The 18,908-nt window shown below is 65.7% G+C and carries 15 protein-coding genes and 1 riboswitch; of the genes, 9 read left to right on the plus strand and 6 right to left on the minus strand.

All coding sequences use genetic code 11. The features are described from left to right. Positions 1–10 precede the first annotated feature (10 nt). Together C7G42_RS00840 and C7G42_RS00845 are read right to left on the minus strand one after the other, a co-directional pair. Positions 11–1,261: a COG4223 family protein gene (locus tag C7G42_RS00840; protein ID WP_106947230.1), complete on the minus strand. Its 1,251-nt coding sequence runs from the start codon at positions 1,259–1,261 to the stop codon at positions 11–13. A gap of 64 nt (positions 1,262–1,325) precedes the next feature. After that, positions 1,326–2,072 (minus strand): uroporphyrinogen-III synthase, encoded by a 747-nt coding sequence (locus tag C7G42_RS00845; RefSeq protein WP_106947231.1) that lies wholly within the window; start codon positions 2,070–2,072, stop codon positions 1,326–1,328. Between the two features lie 149 nt (positions 2,073–2,221). On the opposite strand from C7G42_RS00845, the gene tsaD reads away from it, so the two are divergent. The 3 genes from tsaD to C7G42_RS00860 all read left to right on the plus strand — a co-directional run bounded on the left by tsaD (position 2,222) and on the right by C7G42_RS00860 (position 4,842). Beyond that, the gene (tsaD, locus tag C7G42_RS00850; RefSeq protein WP_106947232.1) at positions 2,222–3,295 is read left to right on the plus strand and encodes a tRNA (adenosine(37)-N6)-threonylcarbamoyltransferase complex transferase subunit TsaD; all 1,074 of its coding nucleotides are present in this window, start codon (positions 2,222–2,224) and stop codon (positions 3,293–3,295) included. A 2-nt stretch (positions 3,296–3,297) separates the two neighbouring features. Next, positions 3,298–4,278 carry an NAD(P)H-dependent glycerol-3-phosphate dehydrogenase gene (locus C7G42_RS00855; RefSeq protein ID WP_106947233.1) on the plus strand — a complete coding sequence of 327 codons (981 nt, stop codon included), beginning with the start codon at positions 3,298–3,300 and terminating at the stop codon, positions 4,276–4,278. A gap of 150 nt (positions 4,279–4,428) precedes the next feature. Next, positions 4,429–4,842: an EVE domain-containing protein gene (locus C7G42_RS00860; protein WP_106947234.1), complete on the plus strand. Its 414-nt coding sequence runs from the start codon at positions 4,429–4,431 to the stop codon at positions 4,840–4,842. Positions 4,843–4,962: 120 nt separating this feature from the next. Here C7G42_RS00860 and C7G42_RS00865 read toward each other — a convergent pair whose 3' ends face one another. Beyond that, positions 4,963–6,132, minus strand: a complete 1,170-nt coding sequence (locus C7G42_RS00865; protein WP_106947235.1) for a DNA topoisomerase IB — start codon at positions 6,130–6,132, stop codon at positions 4,963–4,965. A 401-nt stretch (positions 6,133–6,533) separates the two neighbouring features. Here C7G42_RS00865 and acs point away from each other — a divergent pair, with 401 nt between their 5' ends. Beyond that, on the plus strand, positions 6,534–8,480 hold the full coding sequence (gene acs, locus C7G42_RS00870) for an acetate--CoA ligase (RefSeq protein ID WP_106947236.1): 1,947 nt from the start codon (positions 6,534–6,536) through the stop codon (positions 8,478–8,480). A 415-nt stretch (positions 8,481–8,895) separates the two neighbouring features. Then, positions 8,896–9,411, plus strand: coding sequence for a L,D-transpeptidase (locus C7G42_RS00875; protein WP_106947237.1), 516 nt, complete (start codon positions 8,896–8,898; stop codon positions 9,409–9,411). 53 nt (positions 9,412–9,464) lie between these two features. Here C7G42_RS00875 and C7G42_RS00880 read toward each other — a convergent pair whose 3' ends face one another. Together C7G42_RS00880 and C7G42_RS00885 are read right to left on the minus strand one after the other, a co-directional pair. Next, a complete protein-coding gene (locus C7G42_RS00880) occupies positions 9,465–10,055 on the minus strand; it encodes a thermonuclease family protein (protein WP_106947238.1) in 591 nt (196 codons plus the stop codon). 54 nt (positions 10,056–10,109) lie between these two features. Continuing rightward, positions 10,110–10,307 carry a DUF1674 domain-containing protein gene (locus C7G42_RS00885; protein ID WP_106947239.1) on the minus strand — a complete coding sequence of 66 codons (198 nt, stop codon included), beginning with the start codon at positions 10,305–10,307 and terminating at the stop codon, positions 10,110–10,112. A gap of 184 nt (positions 10,308–10,491) precedes the next feature. On the opposite strand from C7G42_RS00885, the gene C7G42_RS00890 reads away from it, so the two are divergent. The 3 genes from C7G42_RS00890 to purH all read left to right on the plus strand — a co-directional run bounded on the left by C7G42_RS00890 (position 10,492) and on the right by purH (position 15,471). Next, positions 10,492–11,838: an RsmB/NOP family class I SAM-dependent RNA methyltransferase gene (locus tag C7G42_RS00890; RefSeq protein WP_106947240.1), complete on the plus strand. Its 1,347-nt coding sequence runs from the start codon at positions 10,492–10,494 to the stop codon at positions 11,836–11,838. A gap of 156 nt (positions 11,839–11,994) precedes the next feature. Beyond that, entirely contained in the window at positions 11,995–13,713 is a 1,719-nt protein-coding gene (locus C7G42_RS00895) for a heparinase II/III family protein (protein WP_199580584.1), read from the plus strand. A gap of 58 nt (positions 13,714–13,771) precedes the next feature. Further along, a riboswitch (ZMP/ZTP riboswitch) is annotated at positions 13,772–13,853 on the plus strand. 25 nt (positions 13,854–13,878) lie between these two features. Further along, positions 13,879–15,471: a bifunctional phosphoribosylaminoimidazolecarboxamide formyltransferase/IMP cyclohydrolase gene (gene purH / locus C7G42_RS00900; RefSeq protein ID WP_106947242.1), complete on the plus strand. Its 1,593-nt coding sequence runs from the start codon at positions 13,879–13,881 to the stop codon at positions 15,469–15,471. Between the two features lie 115 nt (positions 15,472–15,586). On the opposite strand, the gene C7G42_RS00905 is transcribed toward purH, so the two are convergent. Beyond that, positions 15,587–16,975, minus strand: a complete 1,389-nt coding sequence (locus C7G42_RS00905) for an MFS transporter (protein WP_106947243.1) — start codon at positions 16,973–16,975, stop codon at positions 15,587–15,589. Between the two features lie 108 nt (positions 16,976–17,083). On the opposite strand from C7G42_RS00905, the gene ggt reads away from it, so the two are divergent. Continuing rightward, positions 17,084–18,832, plus strand: coding sequence for a gamma-glutamyltransferase (ggt, locus tag C7G42_RS00910; protein WP_106947244.1), 1,749 nt, complete (start codon positions 17,084–17,086; stop codon positions 18,830–18,832). Positions 18,833–18,908: the final 76 nt, after the last annotated feature.

The following is an 18,908-nucleotide window of genomic DNA, read 5'->3' on the forward strand; positions in this document are numbered from 1 at the left end:
GCGCGAAGCTTTATTGAGCAGGCTTAACGAGATCCGCCATGGCATCGTCGGCGAACTTGCGGGACGCGGCGAGCGCAGCGTCGCGGGCATCGGCCTTGTCGAGCCAGGCCTGTGCCGGTACACGGTCGGCCTCGGGCAGCGTCTTGAGCTCGCGTCGCGCTTCCACGAAATCATTGCGCAACGCAGCCGCCGTCACCCGCGCGACGATGGCGCCGCGATCATTGCCGACCCCGTCGGTGCGCTCGATGCGGACGAGCTTCGACGCTCCTGCCTGAAGGCGCTCGACGATGCCCGTGCCGCTGGCCTGGGCTTCCACCGGCGGCGACAGCTTCGGCACGATGTTGAGCAGCTCGCGGCTCAGCGCCACCGGCGTCGGGATGCCTGACGCGGCAAAGGTGTCGAGCGGCTTCAGCATATCCGGCTTTGCGGCAAGCGACCGCGCTGCGTCCAATTGCGATACGTACGCATCGCCGTGACGAACGGCGACGTCGAGCAGGGCAGCCGCCACCACATGGCGCAGCGGCTTGTCGTCCATCGTCTTCGCATTGGCGATCTTCTCGCCCTGCTGCGCGAGCTCGGCGCGTTCGATCTTGCCGGCGCGCTCGAGCTCGGCGATGCGATCACTCAGAGCCGCGAGATCGGGCGCGGCAGTGCCCGGCGCCGATTTCGCATCGTTCAATGTGCTCGCGGTCTTGTCGAGTTGAGTCCGCAGATTGGCGACGTCGTTGCGCAAGCTGCTTGCGGACTTCTCCAGCGCGTCGATCCGCGCCGCCATCGCCGGATCGGCGGCGGGCTTGCCGGCCCTGGCTTCGACCGCCGCGACGCGGCCGCTCAGCGCATCGACCGTCGCGCTCGTGACTTGCGGGGCGGCCGGCGGCGCCTGCACGGCGGGCCAGCCCAGGATCCAGCCGACCCCGATCACGACCGCCGCGGCGACAGCGCCGGAGAACGGCGCGATGACCCAGGGCGAAATCGGCGCGGACACGACGGCAGGCTGTTCCTCGGCGCGCTCAGGCCGCAGCTCGGGCTTGATCTCTTCGGACCCGACCGCTTCGGACTTGATCTCTCCGAACTCGGCTTCCTCGACCCTGGCCTGCTCGCGCGCGGCCTCCTCGGGCTCTGGGTGCGCCTCCGGCTCGACGGCCGTTTCCTGCGGCTGGGTCGAGACTTCGGTGGCTTCGAGGTCGATGGTGGGCGGAGTGCGCTTGGCACGGCCGGACTCAGGAGCCAATCCTGCGTCTTCAGGCTTGTCGTCGGCCATCGTGACGGTTCCTCACACTTCCATACTCGGGACGGACCGATTACGTCGGATTCGGCCCGACCTCTTACGCCAAACGGGTGCGCAAAGCACGCTCCAAGGTGTCAAATAAGGCATTTTCGTCCGGCGTCGCAGCCACCAGGACCTGCGACGCTCCGGCATCGCGCAGCACGCTGGCAACCGTCTCGGACAGGCAGCATTGCGGTATCGCCAGCGCCGAGATCTCGACGCCTTCGTCCCTGGCGGCATCCAGGAACGCCCGGGCGCTGCGCCGGGAGTAGTGCAGCACCGCCTCGACGCCGTGGGCCGCAAAGCCCTCGCAGACCTCGCGCGGCAGATGCTTGACCGGCGCCATGCGATAGGTCGTCTGCGTGACCACGCTAAACCCCTCCGCACCGAGTTCGCCGCCGAGGTCGCGCGACAAATCCGCGCCCGCGAGATACAGCAGCGTGGTCTTTTTCTTGAGCAACTTGTCGCGAGCGCTCTGCATCACCTTGTCGCGCAAGGACGCGGCATCGCCGCCGGCGACGATCACCTCGGCAAAGCCGGCCTCGCGCGCCGCAGCAGCCGTATGCTCGCCGACCGCAAACAATGGCAGCTGCAAAAGACCAAGATCCCGCAATTGTAAAGCGACGGCACGGATCGCGTTGGCGGATGTGACGAGGACGGCACCGTAGGGAGCTTCACTCTCGTCCTGGAAGGCGACCGGTTCGAACTTGAGCACCGGCGCAAGCAGCACGGCAAGCCCCCGCGCGCGCAGGCCTTCCGCCGTCGCCTCATTGTCGGGATGCGGCCGAGTAACGAGAATGGACATCGCTGGTGTTCCGAACCAATTGGCGGCGACGCATTCGTGAGGAAGCCGCGCGCGGCGATTGCGCAATCTGGCCCCGGAATGCTACCGGACGTACCAGAACTCTGCTTTCCGGATGAGCGCAAGGGCGCAAATTGGATAACAATTCGCCAATGCTGGTACTGGGCATCGAAACGACCTGCGACGAGACCGCCGCGGCGGTGGTCGAACGCACGCCTGACGGCAGCGGCAGGATCCTGTCCAACATCGTGCGTTCCCAGATCGAGGAACACGCCCGCTTCGGCGGCGTGGTGCCGGAAATCGCCGCCCGTGCTCATGTCGACCTGCTCGACGGCATTATCGAGCGCGCGATGCAGGAGGCCGGTGTCGGCTTCGCTCAGCTCGGCGGCGTCGCGGCCGCGGCGGGGCCGGGCCTGATCGGCGGCGTCATCGTCGGACTCACCACCGCAAAGGCGATCGCGATGGTGCACGACACGCCGCTGGTCGCGGTCAATCATCTGGAGGCGCATGCGCTGACGCCGCGGCTCACGGACGGAATCGAATTTCCCTATTGCCTGTTCCTCGCCTCGGGCGGCCATACCCAGATCGTCGCGGTCACCGGCGTCGGCCAATATGTGCGGCTCGGCACCACCGTCGACGATGCGATCGGCGAGGCCTTCGACAAGGTCGCGAAGATGCTGGGCCTGCCTTATCCGGGCGGTCCGCAGGTGGAACGCGCGGCCGCAAGCGGCGACGCCACGCGCTTTGCGCTTCCGCGGCCGATGCAGGGACGACCCGATGCCAATTTCTCGCTGTCGGGATTGAAGACGGCGGTCCGCACCGAAGCGAGCCGGCTCGGCGAGATCACGCCGCAGGACATCAGCGATCTCTGCGCGAGCTTCCAGGCGGCCGTGCTGGATTCGACCGCCGACCGGTTGAGCGTCGGGCTCAGGCTATTCCGCGAACAATTCGGCGCGCCGCGCGCCCTCGTCGCGGCCGGCGGCGTCGCTGCCAATCAGGCGATCCGCGGCGCCCTCGATGAGGTCGCACGGCAAGCCGGGACGCAATTGATCATGCCGCCGCCGGCGCTCTGCACGGACAATGGCGCAATGATCGCCTGGGCCGGCGCCGAACGCATCGCGCTCGGCCTGACCGATACGATGGAGGCGCAGCCCCGCGCGCGCTGGCTGCTCGACGCCAACGCAACGGCGCCGGCGGGTTACGGCAAGACCCGGGCGGGATACTAGCCATGACCACGTTCCAATCCGTCGCGGTGATCGGGGCGGGCGCCTGGGGCACGGCGCTGGCGACCGTGGCGGCGCGAGCGGGACGGAGCGTCACGCTCTGGGCACGCAATGCCGAACATGCCGCGCGGATCGCATCGACGCGCGACAATCCGCGTCTGCCCGGCGTGCGGATCGCTCCAGAAATCGTCGTCACCAGCGATCTCGCCAAGTCGTCGCGCGCCGACATCTTGCTGATCGCAACACCGGCGCAGCATTTGCGTGGCGCGGTCAACATGCTGGCCTCGCATCTGGCAAGGCCGGTGCCGATCGTTGCCTGCGCCAAGGGCATCGAGCACGGCACCCATAAATTCATGACCGATGTGATCGCGGAGGCCGCGCCGCACGCGCAGCCTGCGATCCTGTCGGGCCCGAGCTTTGCCGACGATGTCGCGCGCGGCTTGCCGACGGCCGTGACGCTGGCGGCAAAGGGCGAGGCGCTGGCGAGCAAACTGGTGCAGGCGCTGGGCTCGCCGACGTTCCGTCCCTATCACTCCACCGACATTCGCGGCGTCGAGATCGGCGGCGCGGCCAAGAACGTACTGGCGATCGCGGTCGGGATCGCAGTCGGACGCAAGCTCGGCGCCTCCGCCCAGGCTGCGCTGACGACCCGCGGCTTTGCCGAGCTGACGCGCCTCGGCCGCGCGCTCGGCGCGCGCAGCGAGACGATCACCGGCCTGTCCGGCCTCGGCGATCTGATCCTGACCTGCTCGAGCCCGCAGTCGCGCAATTTCGCCCTCGGCCTCGCGCTCGGCCGCGGCGAGCAGCCGCACGCGGGCAAGCTTGCCGAGGGCGAGTTCACCGCGCCGGTGCTGATCGAACTCGCGGCTTCGCACAACGTCGAGATGCCGGTGTCGGAAGCTGTGGCTTCGATCCTGAGCGGCCGAAGCACGATCGACGCCGCGATCTCCGCACTGATGACGCGCCCCTTCAAGGCAGAGGAATGACATCTTCTCGTCATGCCGCGCTTGTCGCGGGCATCCACGTCTTGATATTGAATTGATGGCAGAGATTGGGATGGCCGGGACATAGGCGAGCGGAAGCGACGCCGTCCCTCAGACGGCTATGCCGGCCATGACGAATGGATAGGGCGCGCGATGAACTACTGGCTGGTGAAATCCGAACCATCGGTGTGGTCCTGGGACCAGCAGGTCGCAAAGGGCGCCAAGGGCGAGCCCTGGACCGGCGTGCGCAACTACACCGCACGCATTAATCTCGTGAACATGAAGAAGGGCGACAAGGCGTTCTTCTATCATTCCAACGAAGGCAAGGAGATCGTCGGCATCGCCGAGATCATCAAGGAGGCCTATCCCGATCCGACCGACAAGAGCGAGAAATTCGTCTGCGTCGACATCAAGGCCGACAAGCCGTTGAAGACACCGGTGACGATGGCTGCGATTAAGGCCGAGACGAAGCTCAAAGACATGGCGCTGGTGAAATATTCGCGCCTGTCGGTGCAGCCGGTGACGGCCGAGGAATGGAAGCTCGTCTGCAAGATGGGCGGGGTTTAGGGGCGGCGGATGCAGCTCTCGTAGGGTGAGCAAAGCGCAGCGTGCCCGCCATTCATGCCACAATAGCGATACCGTGGGCACGGCGCCTTGCGCCTTTGCCCATCCTACGACAGCACGGCATTACACCGCCGCGGTCGCCACCACCTGCTGCAAGAGCTGCTCCCGCCGCGCCTGCGAGCGCTGGCCCTTCATGGTCGCGGCGAACCGCTCGAGGATGCCATCCTCGAAAGCGGTGACGATGGTGTCGTGGACATAGCTCTTTCGGCAGATTGCCGGCGTGTTGGAGAGCTTGTCGGCGGCGGCGCGGATGGCGTCCAGCACCTGCTTCTTGCGGCCGCGCTGGCTGGTCGCGGGTGTGATGCGCGACAGCGATTCGACGACGACGGCCGAGGCCATCAGCGTGCGGAAATCCTTCAGCGAAATCTTGATGCCGGCAATCTCGCGCAGAAACGCGTTGACCTGCGTGGTGCTGACGGCGCGCACGCTGCCGTAGGCATCGCGATACTGGAACATGCGCTTGCCGGGAACGCCGCGGAGAATTCCGATAGCGCGCACCAGCTTGGCCGCGTCGCATTCTTTCCGCACCGCCTTGCCGCCCTTCGCCTTGAAGGTCAGCACGAAGCTGTCGTCTTCCAGCGTGACGTTGGACTTCAGCAGCGTGGTCGCGCCGCGCGTGCCGTTGAGGCGGGCATAGGATTCGTTGCCGGGGCGGATCGCGGTGCGCGCGATTAGCTCGATCACGGCCGAGAGCGCGAACTCGCGCGTCGGTTCGTCGCCCGACAGGAACGCCGAAACCTTGCGCCGGATTTTTGGCAGCGCGCCGACGAGCTTCTCGAGGCGATGCGCCTTGCGGTGCTCGCGGACCTTCTCCCAGTCGGCGTGGTAGCGGTACTGCAGCCTTCCTGCGGCATCGATGCCGACGGCCTGCAGATGTGACGTCGGATCGGCCGAATACCGCACCTCGCGATAGGCCGGAGGCACCGCCATGGCATGAAGGCGGCGGATGGTACGGGCATCGCGGATATGCGCACCGTTGGGACGGACGAAGGAATAGCCCTTGCCGCGCTTGATGCGCCGGATCTTCAACTCGTTCTGGTCGCCGAGCCGCAGGCCCAGCTCCTTGGCCAACGCCTCGACCGTCGCCGCAGGCGCCGTGTCGAAGGCCTTTTTCGGGCTCGGACGCCTGAAAGGGGCCGGTTTCGGCCATTGTCCGAGGGCTTTAGCCAGTGCAATGGCCGCAGGATCGGCTGAAGCGGGCCGTATCGTCCCGAGATTCTGCTGATCCATCATAACCTTATGCCTTAGCCCTGTCTGTTATCGGTCAATGCCGCTATTCTGATTTTTGTTCCGAAGGGTCTCGTTGGACCCGGGTTGGCCATTTAGGGTGTTCCGAACACTATTGCGAGTCCCGAATCAGTGAGAGGCGGTTTCTAAATACCTCTACCGATGCATCAGGGCTTGCGCAGATCCGTTCTGCGGACCTGAGGAATGACCCCGAAGCCGCCCATTTGGCCTGTTTCAGATCTGCGACAATCACAACGGGTGATCTTGATCTTCCGCATGGCCGGTGGCCCGCCGAAGGTCCAGCTTGTGCTCCTTGTCGGGCCCGGTTAGCCCGACGCATAATCAGTCAATGATCAAGTCGGCTCGCCAGTCGCTAGCGTTCGGCCTGCCGTAGGTGGAGGGAAAGCATGTCCGAGAAGATCTACGACGTCCCCGCGGAATGGGCGAAGCGCGCTTGGGTCGACCAAGCCAAGTACAAGGAAATGTACGCCCGCTCGATCTCGGACCCGAACGGTTTCTGGGCCGAACAGGCCAAGCGCATCGATTGGATGCACGCGCCGACGAAAATCGAGAACGTCTCCTTTGCGCCGGGCAACATCTCGATCAAATGGTTCGAGGACGGAATCCTCAACGTCGCCCATAACTGCATCGATCGGCATCTCCACACGCGCGGCGACCAGACCGCGATCATCTGGGAAGGCGACGACCCCTCTCAATCCAGGCACATCACCTACAAGGAGCTGCATGACGAGGTCTGCCGGATGGCCAACATCCTGCGCACCCGCAACGTCGGGAAGGGCGACCGCGTCACCATCTACCTGCCGATGATTCCAGAAGCGGCCTATGCAATGCTCGCCTGCGCGCGCATCGGCGCGATCCACTCGGTGGTGTTCGCGGGCTTCTCGCCGGACAGCCTCGCCCAGCGCATCAATGACTGCAAATCCAAGGTCATCATCACCGCGGACGAGGGCCTGCGCGGCGGCAAGAAGGTGCCGCTGAAGGCCAATGTCGACGCCGCGCTCGCCAAGGCCGACGACGTCGATTGGGTCGTGGTGGTCAAGCGCACCGGCGGCAAGGTCGACATGAACCCGACGCGCGACCTCTGGTACCACGAGGCGGCGGCGATGGTGACGACGGAATGCCCGGTCGAGCACATGCACGCCGAGGACCCGCTGTTCATCCTCTACACCTCAGGCTCCACCGGCCAGCCCAAGGGCGTGCTGCACACCTCTGCCGGCTATCTCGTGTTCGCCTCGATGACACATCAATACGTCTTCGACTATCACGACGGCGACATCTACTGGTGCACCGCCGACGTTGGCTGGGTCACCGGCCACAGCTACATCCTCTACGGGCCGCTGGCGAACGGCGCGACCACGCTGATGTTCGAAGGCGTGCCGAATTACCCGGATAATTCCAGGTTCTGGAGCGTCATCGACAAGCACAAGGTCAACATCTTCTACACCGCGCCGACCGCGATCCGCGCCCTCATGCAGAGCGGCGACGAGCCGGTGAAGAAGACCTCGCGCGCCTCGCTCCGTCTGCTCGGCTCGGTCGGCGAGCCCATCAATCCGGAAGCCTGGGAGTGGTATCACCGCGTCGTCGGCGACGGCCGCTGCCCGATCGTCGATACCTGGTGGCAGACCGAGACCGGCGGCATCCTGATCACCCCGCTGCCGGGCGCGACCAAGCTGAAGCCGGGCTCGGCGACCCAGCCGTTCTTCGGCGTGGTGCCCGAGATCGTCGACGCCGACGGCAAGGTGCTGGACGGCGAGACCTCGGGCAATCTCTGCCTGACGCGGTCCTGGCCCGGCCAGATGCGCACGGTCTATGGCGATCACGCCCGCTTCGAGCAGACCTATTTCTCGACCTACAAGGGCAAGTACTTCACCGGCGATGGCTGCCGCCGCGATGCCGACGGCTATTACTGGATCACCGGCCGCGTCGACGACGTCATCAACGTCTCCGGCCACCGCATGGGCACCGCCGAAGTCGAGAGCGCACTGGTCGCACATGAGAAGGTGTCGGAAGCAGCCGTGGTGGGCTTCCCGCACGACATCAAGGGCCAGGGCATCTACGCCTACGTCACCCTGATGGCCGGCGTGCAGCCGACCGACGACCTGCGCAAGGAGCTCGTGACCTGGGTCCGCAAGGAGATCGGCCCGATCGCCTCGCCCGACCAGATCCAGTTCGCGCCCGGACTGCCCAAGACCCGCTCGGGCAAGATCATGCGCCGCATCCTGCGCAAGATCGCCGAGGACGAGCCGGGCAGCCTGGGCGACACCTCGACCCTGGCCGATCCCGCCGTGGTCGATGATCTCGTCCAGAACCGGCAGAACAAGAAGTCGGCCTAAGGCAAGCTCCATGTGCCCCGGACGCAGCGCGCACTCAGCGATGCGCTGCTGAGCCGGGGCCCATTGAACCGTGCAATGAAGAACTGGGTTCCGCCTCGGCGCTGCAGCGCGTCCGGGACACGAGGCAGCCTTTTGCGCCGAGGCTCCCTGAAACAACAGCCGTTCACACCCTCACGGACTTGTCAGGGCGCGCACCCATGCGGCCGCATCTTTCCAGCCGAGTGTTGTTTTCAGGTCATTTACTTTATTTCGAACATTTCCTTTGGTCCCCCTGCTGGCTGGCCCTTGGCGGCCGTGCGTGGAAACCAACCGGTTAACGGGCGCGGTTAAGATTGTTCCCTGACAAGGACGGGCAAGCTGGCGATTGCCGGTTGTGCGTGATTTTGGACGATCCGTTCGGGCTAGGGGAAGATCGATGTTGATAAGGATTGCTGTGACGCTCGCTGCCACCATCGGAGCAGGTGTGTTGATGTCGACGGCTGCGCAGGCGCGGCCGGAAATGGTGGGGGCCCATCTGGCCGATTATTCGCCGGGCACCATCGTGGTGAAAACCAACGAGCGGCGGCTTTATCTCATCCTCGATAACGGCCACGCCGTGCGCTATCCGGTCGGCGTCGGCAAGTCCGGCAAGCAGTGGGCCGGCACCACGCGCATCGACGGCAAGTATCGCAACCCGGCCTGGGCGCCGCCGGCCGAGGTCAAGCGTGACAAGCCGAGCATCCCCGACATGATTCCCGGCGGCTCGCCGCGCAACCCGATGGGCGTCGCGGCGATGACGCTTGCCGGCGGCGAATATGCGATTCACGGCACCAACGTGCCGGGCTCGATCGGCGGCTTCGTTTCCTATGGCTGCATCCGCATGCTCAACGACGACATCACCGATCTCTACGGCCGCGTCTCCGTCGGCACGACGGTGGTCGTGACGCGCTGATCGCCGCGCGCGACCTGAATTGAAAAAGCCGCATCGATGGATGCGGCTGCTTGTTACCAGAAGCGCCAGCTGCGTCCGCACCAGCCGTTGCGATGGCCACCACTGTAGCTGCGCACATAGCCGCCCGCGAGTAACGCCGCCGAGACGTTGGCAGTACGCTTGGTCGCGACGTCGGCGAGCACGCGGCCATATTTGTCCTGGCCGAGATTGAAGATCGTGACGCCGCCCTGGCCCAGCAGATTGCGCAGCGCATCGCTCGCGGCCTCGGCCTTGTCCAGCTCGTCCTGGCAGGATGCTTTCATCTCGGGTGCATCGATGCCGCGCAGGCGAACGCGCGCAACGAGATCGCGGCCGCTGGGCTGATGCACACGCGCAAGGAAAGTATCGCCGTCCACGGTCCTGACGACATCGACCGGCTGACGCATGTCGGAATTGCCGGAGTGCTGCAGGATGATCCCGGCATCGCGCGACTCTCCGTCATCCGCATGCGGAACGGGCCACGTCGTTCCATGGCGAAAGCCGAGCACGATCGCCGTCACGATGCCGACCACGAACATCCACGGCAGCAGCCCGGAGAAGCGGCGGCCGAACGGCGAGCCGCTGTAGGAGGGCCAGCGGGGATGGTGGGGGTCGAAGCGCGACATCCGCGCACGCTAGGGCTGAGTCGGCTGAACCGGCAAGAGCGAGTGACCGGCGCCTCAGAAGTCCGAAGCGATACCCTTGCGCTCCCAATCGCCGTAGCGGGTGGGCTCGGGTCCTTTCGGCCCCTGCAATTCCTTCGGCGCAGCTTTCTCATGCGCGGCCGCTGCCTGCCGGCGCGCCTCGGCCTCGTCCAGCGCGCGCTGGGCGGCTGGCGGAAGATTCTTGCGATCGGGAACGGAGGCCTGGTCACTCATCGCGCGGTTCCTAGCGCAGGATCTGGAGACATGCGAGGTCCAATATCGCATTGCTGAGATGGTCATGCCGGGCTGCAAAGGCGAGAGGCCTTTCTTACATTTGGCATATTCGCATGCCAGAGATCGTGTTCTCAAGGCATGCGCCCCTCGGCGGAACTGCCGCTCGCTCAGAACCTTAAGCCGCATGCCATCTCAACGTTTTGCTCCTCCATCCGAAGTGCCGGGCCTTGCGGCACGTCGGATCGCTGCCGACATCGTCGACGGCGTGCTGCACAAGCACCGTACGCTCGACGACCAGCTCGACGGCAGCGGCGCTCATCCCGGACTGAAAACGCTGGCCGACCGCGACCGCGCGCTGATGCGGCGCCTGGTCGCGACCGTGCTGCGCCGGCTCGGCACGCTCGGCCATGTGCTGTCCCGCCTGCTCGACAAGGGGATCCCCTCCGAGGCGCCGCGTGCGCAGAGCGCGCTCCTGATCGGCGCGGCGCAGATTCTCTGGATGGACGTGCCGGATCACGCGGCCGTCGACCTCTCCGTTCGCCTGGTGCAATCCGACCGGCGCGCCGCGCGCTACGCCGGCCTCGTCAATGCCGTCCTGCGCCGCTGCGCGCGCGAGGGCACGGCACTGGTCGAGGAGGTCGCCGCGCAATCGCTGGATTTGCCGCCATGGCTGCTCGCGCGCTGGAGCGCGCATTATGGCGAAGCAACCGCAAGGGAGATGGCGCGGGCGCTCGGTCACGAGCCCTCGCTCGATCTCACCGTGAAGTCCGATGCCACGCAATGGGCGAGCCGCCTGCATGGCGAGACGCTGCCGACCGGAACGGTGCGGATGCTGCTGCACGGCTCGGTGACTATGCTGCCCGGCTTCGCCGAGGGACAATGGTGGGTGCAGGACGCCGCCGCGGCGCTGCCGGCCCGGCTGTTCGGCGACGTCAAGGGCAAGTCCATTGCCGATCTCTGCGCCGCCCCCGGCGGCAAGACCGCGCAACTGGCGCATGCCGGCGCGCATGTCACGGCGATCGACCGCTCGCCGGCCAGGGTGGCGCGGCTGCGTGAAAACCTGGCGCGGCTGTCGCTCCAGGCCGAGACCGTCGTCGCTGACGCCGTGGAATGGGCCGGCCCTGCCGAAGGTTTCGACGGTATTTTGGTCGATGCGCCCTGCACCTCGACCGGCACGATCCGCCGCCACCCGGATGTGGCGTGGCTCCGGCAGGAATCCGATGTCACCGCCATGACCGTGCTGCAGCAGCGGCTGCTGCGAAAATCTGTGACGCTGCTCAAGCCGGGCGGTACGCTGATCTATTGCACTTGCTCGTTGGAACCCGAAGAAGGCGAGCAGGCCGTGGCCACGCTGCTGGCGGCCGAACCTGCGCTTCGCCGCGTCCCGATCGAGGCGTCGGAGGTCGCGGGCCTGAGCGAAATCCTCACCCCTGAAGGCGATCTCCGCACTCTGCCCAGCCATCTGCCGAACGCCGATCCCAAGCTCGGCGGGCTCGACGGATTTTTCGCGGCCCGACTCGTTAAATCCTGATTTTGCACTGGATTTTGCAACCACGACGCTGATTCGCGCCGTTCAAGGTGGTGTCAGCCGTTGGATTTTGGGATTAATAAGGATTCGTCGGAATCCTCTCCCCCTTCAAGGCAAGGCGTGTCGGTCGCTCAACGCAGACGTATCTCGACGCTGGTCATGAACCGCTTCGCGCGGAACGTGCTTGCGCGCGCGAGCGGCGGTTCGGTTGCGCTGTCGCGGGTCTGGCCGGGACGCACGGACAGGCTGATCATCGCGCCGCACGATCTGCGTACCGCGGATGGGACTCGCGCCGCCGAAATCTATGCCGGCCGATTCGTCTTCGCCGGCAAGATCGTCAATTGCCACGGCCGCTCGATCTTCGATCTCGAGCCGCCGTCGGAGGATTGGGAGGTCGCGCTGCTCGGCTTCGGCTGGCTGCGCCATTTGCGCGCCGCCGACACTGCGCTGACACGGGCGAATGCGCGCGCGCTGATCGAGGATTGGATCGCCAATCCCGCCAACAAGCGTCGCCCGGTCGCGCGACGCGCCGACGTGCTGGCCCGGCGCGTGATCTCGCTGCTGTCGCAGGCGCCGCTGGTGCTCAACGAGACCGACAATAAATTCTACCGCCGCTATCTGCGCGCGCTCGCGCGCGAGATCCGCTTCCTGCGCTACACGATGGTCGACATTCCCGACGGGGTGCCGAAGCTCCAGGTGCTGATCGCGCTGTGCTATGCGGCCCTCTGCCTCGCCAACCAGGCGCGTCACATCCGCAGCGCATCGAAGAAGCTGTCGGACGAATTGCAGCGGCAGATCCTGCCCGACGGCGGACACATCTCCCGCAACCCGGGCGCGCTGATCGAACTCCTGATCGACCTGCTGCCGCTGCGCCAGACCTTTGCCGCGCGCAACATCGCGCCACCCCCGGCGCTGCTCAACGCGATCGACCGCATGATGCCGATGCTGCGCTTCTTCCGGCATGGCGACGGCAATTTCGCGCTGTTCAATGGCATGAGCGCGACATCGTCCGACCTGCTCGCCACGCTGCTCGCCTATGACGACACCCATGGCGTGCCGATGGCGAACATGCCGCATACCGGCTTCCAGCGGCTCGATGCCGGCCAGACCACCGTGATCATCGACACCGGCCCGCCGCCGCCGGCCGGCGTCAGTCACGACGCCCATGCCGGCTGCCTGTCGTTCGAGCTGTCCTCCGGCATCAGCCGCATCGTCACCAATTGCGGCATGCCGACCACGGGCCGCGACAATTGGCGGCCGTTCGCACGCAGCACGGCAGCGCATTCGACGCTGACCTATCACGAGACATCGTCATGCCAGTTCGTCGAGATGTCCGCGATGAAGCGGCTTCTGCACGGCTCGCCTGTGACCAGCGGGCCCGTCGAGGTCGAGAGCTATCGCGAGATCGTGCAGAACGGCACGCTGCTTACGACGTCGCATGACGGCTATCTCGCCAAGTTCGGCGCCATCCATCGCCGCGTGCTGATGATCGCCAACGACGGCGCGCGCATCGACGGCGAGGACACGCTGTCGCCCCCGCAGGGCGGACGCTTCAAGGGCGCTGACGCCGATTTCGCGCTGCGCTTCCATCTGCATCCCGCGGTGAAGGCGAGCCGGCTGTCGGATGCGCGCGGCGTCATGCTGGTGCTGCCGAACCGCGACGTCTGGACCTTCGAGGCGCTCGACGACAAGGTCGACCTCGAGGACAGCGTGTTCCTGGCCGGCAATGACGGGCCGCGCCGCACCGCCCAGATCGTGATCCGGCAGGACGCGCGACAGGCGCCCTCGATCCGCTGGAGCTTCGTCCGCTCCACGGCGTCCCCGACGGTTACCAATGCCCGCCGCAACGCCCGGCGCGAACCGGAACTTCCGCTGTAAACACGCGGATTCGGCTCCATCTGATCGTTGTGAACCGCGCCAAAAACTGCTATCGAGCCCTCGCTCGCGCGACTGGCGACCTTGGATGGAGCACCATCGGGAAGCGCGGGACATATCCGCCGCGCGCCTGGGCATAGACACTCCTTGAGAGAGAGGATCTTGCTCATGACTGACCATCCCCGCCGCGTCACCCGCGCCCTGCTTTCCGTCTCGGACAAGACCGGCCTGATCGAATTCGCCAAGGCGCTTGCCGCGCATGATGTCGAGCTTGTCTCGACCGGTGGCACCGCGAAAGCGATCGCTGCGGCCGGCCTCATGGTGAAGGATGTTTCCGACCTCACCGGCTTCCCCGAGATGATGGACGGCCGCGTCAAGACGCTGCATCCGAAAGTGCATGGGGGCCTGCTCGCGATCCGGGACAACAAGGAACACGCGGAAGCGATGAAGGCGCATGGCATCGCGCCGATCGACCTTCTCGTCGTCAATCTCTATCCGTTCGAGGCGACCGTCGACAAAGGCGCAGGCTTTGAGGATTGCATCGAGAATATCGACATCGGCGGCCCCGCGATGATCCGCGCCGCCGCGAAGAATCATGACGACGTTGCCGTCGTCGTCGAGGCAGATGACTACAAGGCCGTGCTCGACGAGCTCGCCGCCAACAACGGCGCGACCACGCTGAAACTGCGCCGGCGGCTTGCTGCAAAGGCCTATGCGCGCACCGGCGCTTACGACGCCGCGATCTCGAACTGGTTCAACCGTCAGCTCGAGATCGATGCGCCCGACTTCCGGGCCTTCGGCGGCAAGTTGATCCAGTCGCTGCGCTACGGCGAGAACCCGCACCAGACCGCAGCGTTCTACGCAACGCCCGACAAGCGCCCGGGCGTCTCGACCGCGCGGCAGCTCCAGGGCAAGGAGCTTTCCTACAACAACATCAACGACACCGATGCCGCCTATGAGTGCATCGGCGAATTCGACGCCAAGCGCACCGCGGCCTGCGTCATCGTCAAGCACGCCAATCCCTGCGGCGTCGCGGAGGGATCGAACCTCGTCGAGGCCTATCGCAGGGCGCTGGCCTGTGATTCCACCTCGGCCTTCGGCGGCATCATCGCGATGAACCGTCCGCTGGACGCGGATACGGCCCGCGAGATCACAAAGATCTTCACCGAGGTGATCATCGCGCCCGATGCGACCGAAGAGGCGATCGCCATCATCGGCGGGAAGAAGAATTTGCGGCTGCTCCTCGCCGGCAGCCTGCCCGATCCGCGCGCGCCCGGTCTCACCGCCAAGACGGTGGCCGGCGGCCTGCTCGTGCAAAGCCGCGACAACGCAGTGGTCGACGACATGACGTTCAAGATCGTGACCAAGCGCGCGCCCACGGACGCCGAGATGCGCGACCTCAAATTCGCCTTCCGCGTCGCAAAACACGTCAAGTCCAACACCATCATCTACGCCAAGGATCTCGCCACCGTCGGCATCGGCGCCGGCCAGATGAGCCGGGTGGATTCAGCTCGGATCGCGGCGCGCAAGGCGCAGGATGCGGCAGCCGAGCTGAAGCTCGCCGAGCCGCTCACCAAGGGCTCGGTGGTGGCGTCGGATGCGTTCTTCCCGTTCGCCGACGGCATGCTCGCCTGCATCGAGGCCGGCGCCACCGCGGTGGTGCAGCCCGGCGGCTCCATGCGCGACGACGAGGTGATCAAGGCCGCCGACGAGCACGGCATCGCCATGGTGTTCACCGGCACCCGGCATTTCCGGCACTGAGGCCGTCAGCAAGAATGTAGCCCGGAAGGAGCGAAGCGACATCCGGGTTCGCAATCTCACAAAGACCGTCCCGGATTGCGCTTCACTCCTTCCGGGCTACGGAGTGCTGCGGGAGTCACGCTTCCTTCACCCGCATCAACAGCCCCAACCCCGCGACGAAGAACACCACCAGCACGGCCATGCCGGCCTTCTGGCTTGCGGTCACCGCGGTGATCGTGCCGATCAGCAATGGTCCGATGAAGGACGTCACCTTCCCGGTCAGCGCAAACAGGCCGAAATACTGCGCGATGCGGTCTCTCGGTGCGAGGCGGATCAAGAGCGTGCGTGAGGCGGCCTGGAGTGGACCACCGGCCGCGCCGATGAGGCAGCCCAGCACGAGATAGGCGCGCTCGGCCGCGCTCGAGAACAAGGGAGCATCTGCTCGCGGCGGCGCGACCTGGATGAACAACACACTGTCCTTGTCGACCAGGAGAATCGCCGCCACCGACAGCAGCAGCACGAGCATGCTGGCGGCGATGACGCGCTTCGGTCCGAGACGATCGTCCAGCTTGCCGCCGAACCATGCGCCAAACGCGCCGGCGATCGCGAGCAAGATGCCGAAAGTGCCGATCTGGATCGTGTGCCAGCCGAAGGTGCCCGCGGCATAGATGCCGCCGAAGGCGAACAGCGACACCAGACCATCCGTATAGATCATGTTGGCAAGCAGAAATGCCGCCAGCGATCTTTGCTGCGGCAGGCTTCTGATCGATTTCCCCAGCTCCGACAACCCCTCACGCAAGGCCTCGCGCACCGGGCGCTTGGCCGGATAATCCGGCGTGAACAGGAACAACGGTGTCACGAAGAGGATGAACCACAGCCCGGTCAGAGGCCCCACGATGCGATCGCCCTGATGGCTGACCGGATCGAGCCCGAACAGCGGCGTGAGGCCCAGCAACGTGCGGCCGGTCTGTGGGTTGGCCGCGAGGAAGCCGAGCACGATGATCAGGCTGACGATGCCACCGACATAGCCGGTGGCCCAGCCGGTGCCGGAGAGCCGACCGATCCGCTCCGGCGGCACCAGCGTCGGCATCATCGCATTGTTGAAGAGAGTGGCAAATTCTGCGCCGACGCTAGCGAGCGCCACGGCTGTAAGCAGTGGCGGAATGATGGAGGGATCACCGGGCTTGCCGATCCACAGCGTGCAGGATGCCGCCACCAGCAACGCACCAAACCCTGCAATCCACGGCTTACGGCGGCCCGAGGCGTCCGCGATGGCCCCAAGCACCGGCGACATCAACGCGATTGCAAGGCCCGCGGCTGCCATCGCAAATCCCCACAGCGATTGGCCGGTGGCAGGATTTGGCGCAATGCTGGTGGCGAAATAGGGCGCGAATACAAAGGTCGTGATCAGCGTGAAATAAGGCTGTGCGGCCCAGTCGAAGAAAATCCAGCTGACGACGGCGGCGCGCGGCGGATAGGTCCGCGGCACGCCGCCCATGCGCGCGTCCGGGGCGATCGTCGTCATTGCGCAGTCCTCATCACGAACAGTTTTGCCTCTCTTGAGGCAAACCGTATAGCATTGCGATGAGGCGTGTGAACTGTCCGAAGCCACGACGGAAATTTGATTTTGACGATGTCGTCACATCCGACTCGGCGGACGTTTTTCGCCGTCATTGCCACTCTGGCGTTTGGTCTCGCACCCGCGACCGCTCAGGATGCGCGGCGGGCCTATGTTCCTGCTGCTCCCGACACGGTGCGCGCCGTTGCCGCCGAGCACGGCATGGTCGTCGCGCAGGAGAAGATATCCGCGCAGATCGGTGCCGATATCCTGCGTAGCGGCGGCAATGCGGTCGATGCCGCGGTCGCGACCGGCTTTGCGATGGCCGTGACCTATCCGCGTGCCGGCAATATCGGCGGCGGCGGCTTCATGTTGATCCATTCCGCGGACCGCAATGAAGACATCACGATCGACTACCGCGAGACGGCGCCGGCGGCGACCACGCCGCAGATCTTCCTCGGCGCCGACGGCAAGCCCGATATTGCGAAGTCACGGGATTCCGCGCTCGGCGTCGGCGTGCCCGGCACCGTCGCGGGACTTAGTCTGGCACTGGAGAAATACGGCTCGGGCCACTTCACGCTAGCGCAATTGCTCGCGCCCGCGATCGCGCTCGCCCGCGATGGGTTCATCGTCAGCGACGACATGGCCGACACCATGCCGGGATGGCACCGGCGGCTGGCACGCTGGCCTTCGTCGGCCAAGATATTCTCGCGGCCCGATGGCACGCCGATCGGCGAGGGCGACAGGCTGGTACAGGGCGATCTCGCTGAAACGCTGTCTGCAATCGCCGCACAGGGGCCACGCGGCTTCTATGAGGGGCCGGTCGCGGAAAAGCTCGCAAAAGCCGTGACGGACGCCGGCGGCATCATGACGCCCGCAGATCTGAAGGCCTATCAGGCCGTGATCCGCGCGCCGGCGCGCGGCACCTATCGCGGCTATGACGTCGTGTCGATGCCGCTGCCTTCGTCGGGCGGCGTCGTGCTGGTAGAGACGCTCAACATCCTCGAGGGCTTCCAGCTTGCCGATTTGAAGCAGGGCTCGCCGGCATCGTTGCATCTTCTGATCGAGGCGATGAAGCGCGCCTACGCCGACCGCGCGCGCTATCTCGGCGATCCTGCTTTCGTCAACGCACCGATCGAGACGCTGACCGCTAAGGACTACGCCGCCAAGCTGCGCTCAGGCATCTCCATCGAACGCGCCACACCGTCGAAGGAACTCGTTTCCGCGGCCTCCTCGCCGCGTGAGGGCAGCAACACCACGCATTTCTCCGTCGTCGATTCCCGCGGCAACGCGGTCAGCAACACCTACACGCTGAACTTCAGCTACGGCGTCGGCCTCGTTGCCGACGGCACCGGCGTGCTGCTCAACAACGAGCTCGACGATTTCACCGCCGCCATCGGCGCCTCCAACGCATACGGGCTGGTCGGCTTCGAAGCCAATCTGCCCGGACCCGGCAAACGTCCGCTCTCGTCGATGTCGCCGACCATCGTGCTCAAGGACGGCAAGCCCGTCCTGGTGACGGGCTCGCCCGGCGGCAGCCGCATCATCTCGACCGTTCTGCAGGTGATCGTGAACGTCCTCGACTACAGGATGGACGTTGCTGCCGCCGTTGCAGCGCCACGGCTGCATCATCAATGGCTGCCGGACGAAGTCCGTGTCGAGGGCGGCTTTCGCAGCGATGTTCTGGGCGAGCTGAAGGCGATGGGTCACGTCATCGTCGAGCCCATGGGGCAGACATCGGCCAACTCGATTGTCGTGACACCCAACGGGCCGCTCGGCGCGCCCGATCCGCGCACGCGGGGCGCCGAAGCAGCGGGGCAGTAACCACGTCATTTGCATGGCACGGAAGCGCGGACCCGCTAGCTCTCGCCGCCACTCGTGCTACCAAAGCGCAGCTTTC

It is taken from the genome of Bradyrhizobium sp. MOS003 (assembly GCF_003020125.1).
Classification (GTDB): domain Bacteria; phylum Pseudomonadota; class Alphaproteobacteria; order Rhizobiales; family Xanthobacteraceae; genus Bradyrhizobium.

Excerpts from the sequence above, each read along its gene's own strand:
- C7G42_RS00840 (WP_106947230.1), bottom strand. The coding sequence starts at position 1,261 with ATGGCCGACGACAAGCCTGAAGACGCAGGATTGGCTCCTGAGTCCGGC.
- purH (WP_106947242.1), top strand. The coding sequence starts at position 13,879 with ATGACTGACCATCCCCGCCGCGTCACCCGCGCCCTGCTTTCCGTCTCG.
- C7G42_RS00905 (WP_106947243.1), bottom strand. The coding sequence starts at position 16,975 with ATGACGACGATCGCCCCGGACGCGCGCATGGGCGGCGTGCCGCGGACC.
- C7G42_RS00890 (WP_106947240.1), top strand. The coding sequence starts at position 10,492 with ATGCCATCTCAACGTTTTGCTCCTCCATCCGAAGTGCCGGGCCTTGCG.
- acs (WP_106947236.1), top strand. The coding sequence starts at position 6,534 with ATGTCCGAGAAGATCTACGACGTCCCCGCGGAATGGGCGAAGCGCGCT.
- C7G42_RS00865 (WP_106947235.1), bottom strand. The coding sequence starts at position 6,132 with ATGATGGATCAGCAGAATCTCGGGACGATACGGCCCGCTTCAGCCGAT.
- tsaD (WP_106947232.1), top strand. The coding sequence starts at position 2,222 with ATGCTGGTACTGGGCATCGAAACGACCTGCGACGAGACCGCCGCGGCG.
- C7G42_RS00845 (WP_106947231.1), bottom strand. The coding sequence starts at position 2,072 with ATGTCCATTCTCGTTACTCGGCCGCATCCCGACAATGAGGCGACGGCG.
- C7G42_RS00855 (WP_106947233.1), top strand. The coding sequence starts at position 3,298 with ATGACCACGTTCCAATCCGTCGCGGTGATCGGGGCGGGCGCCTGGGGC.
- C7G42_RS00875 (WP_106947237.1), top strand. The coding sequence starts at position 8,896 with ATGTTGATAAGGATTGCTGTGACGCTCGCTGCCACCATCGGAGCAGGT.
- C7G42_RS00895 (WP_199580584.1), top strand. The coding sequence starts at position 11,995 with ATGAACCGCTTCGCGCGGAACGTGCTTGCGCGCGCGAGCGGCGGTTCG.
- C7G42_RS00880 (WP_106947238.1), bottom strand. The coding sequence starts at position 10,055 with ATGTCGCGCTTCGACCCCCACCATCCCCGCTGGCCCTCCTACAGCGGC.
- ggt (WP_106947244.1), top strand. The coding sequence starts at position 17,084 with ATGTCGTCACATCCGACTCGGCGGACGTTTTTCGCCGTCATTGCCACT.
- C7G42_RS00885 (WP_106947239.1), bottom strand. The coding sequence starts at position 10,307 with ATGAGTGACCAGGCCTCCGTTCCCGATCGCAAGAATCTTCCGCCAGCC.
- C7G42_RS00860 (WP_106947234.1), top strand. The coding sequence starts at position 4,429 with ATGAACTACTGGCTGGTGAAATCCGAACCATCGGTGTGGTCCTGGGAC.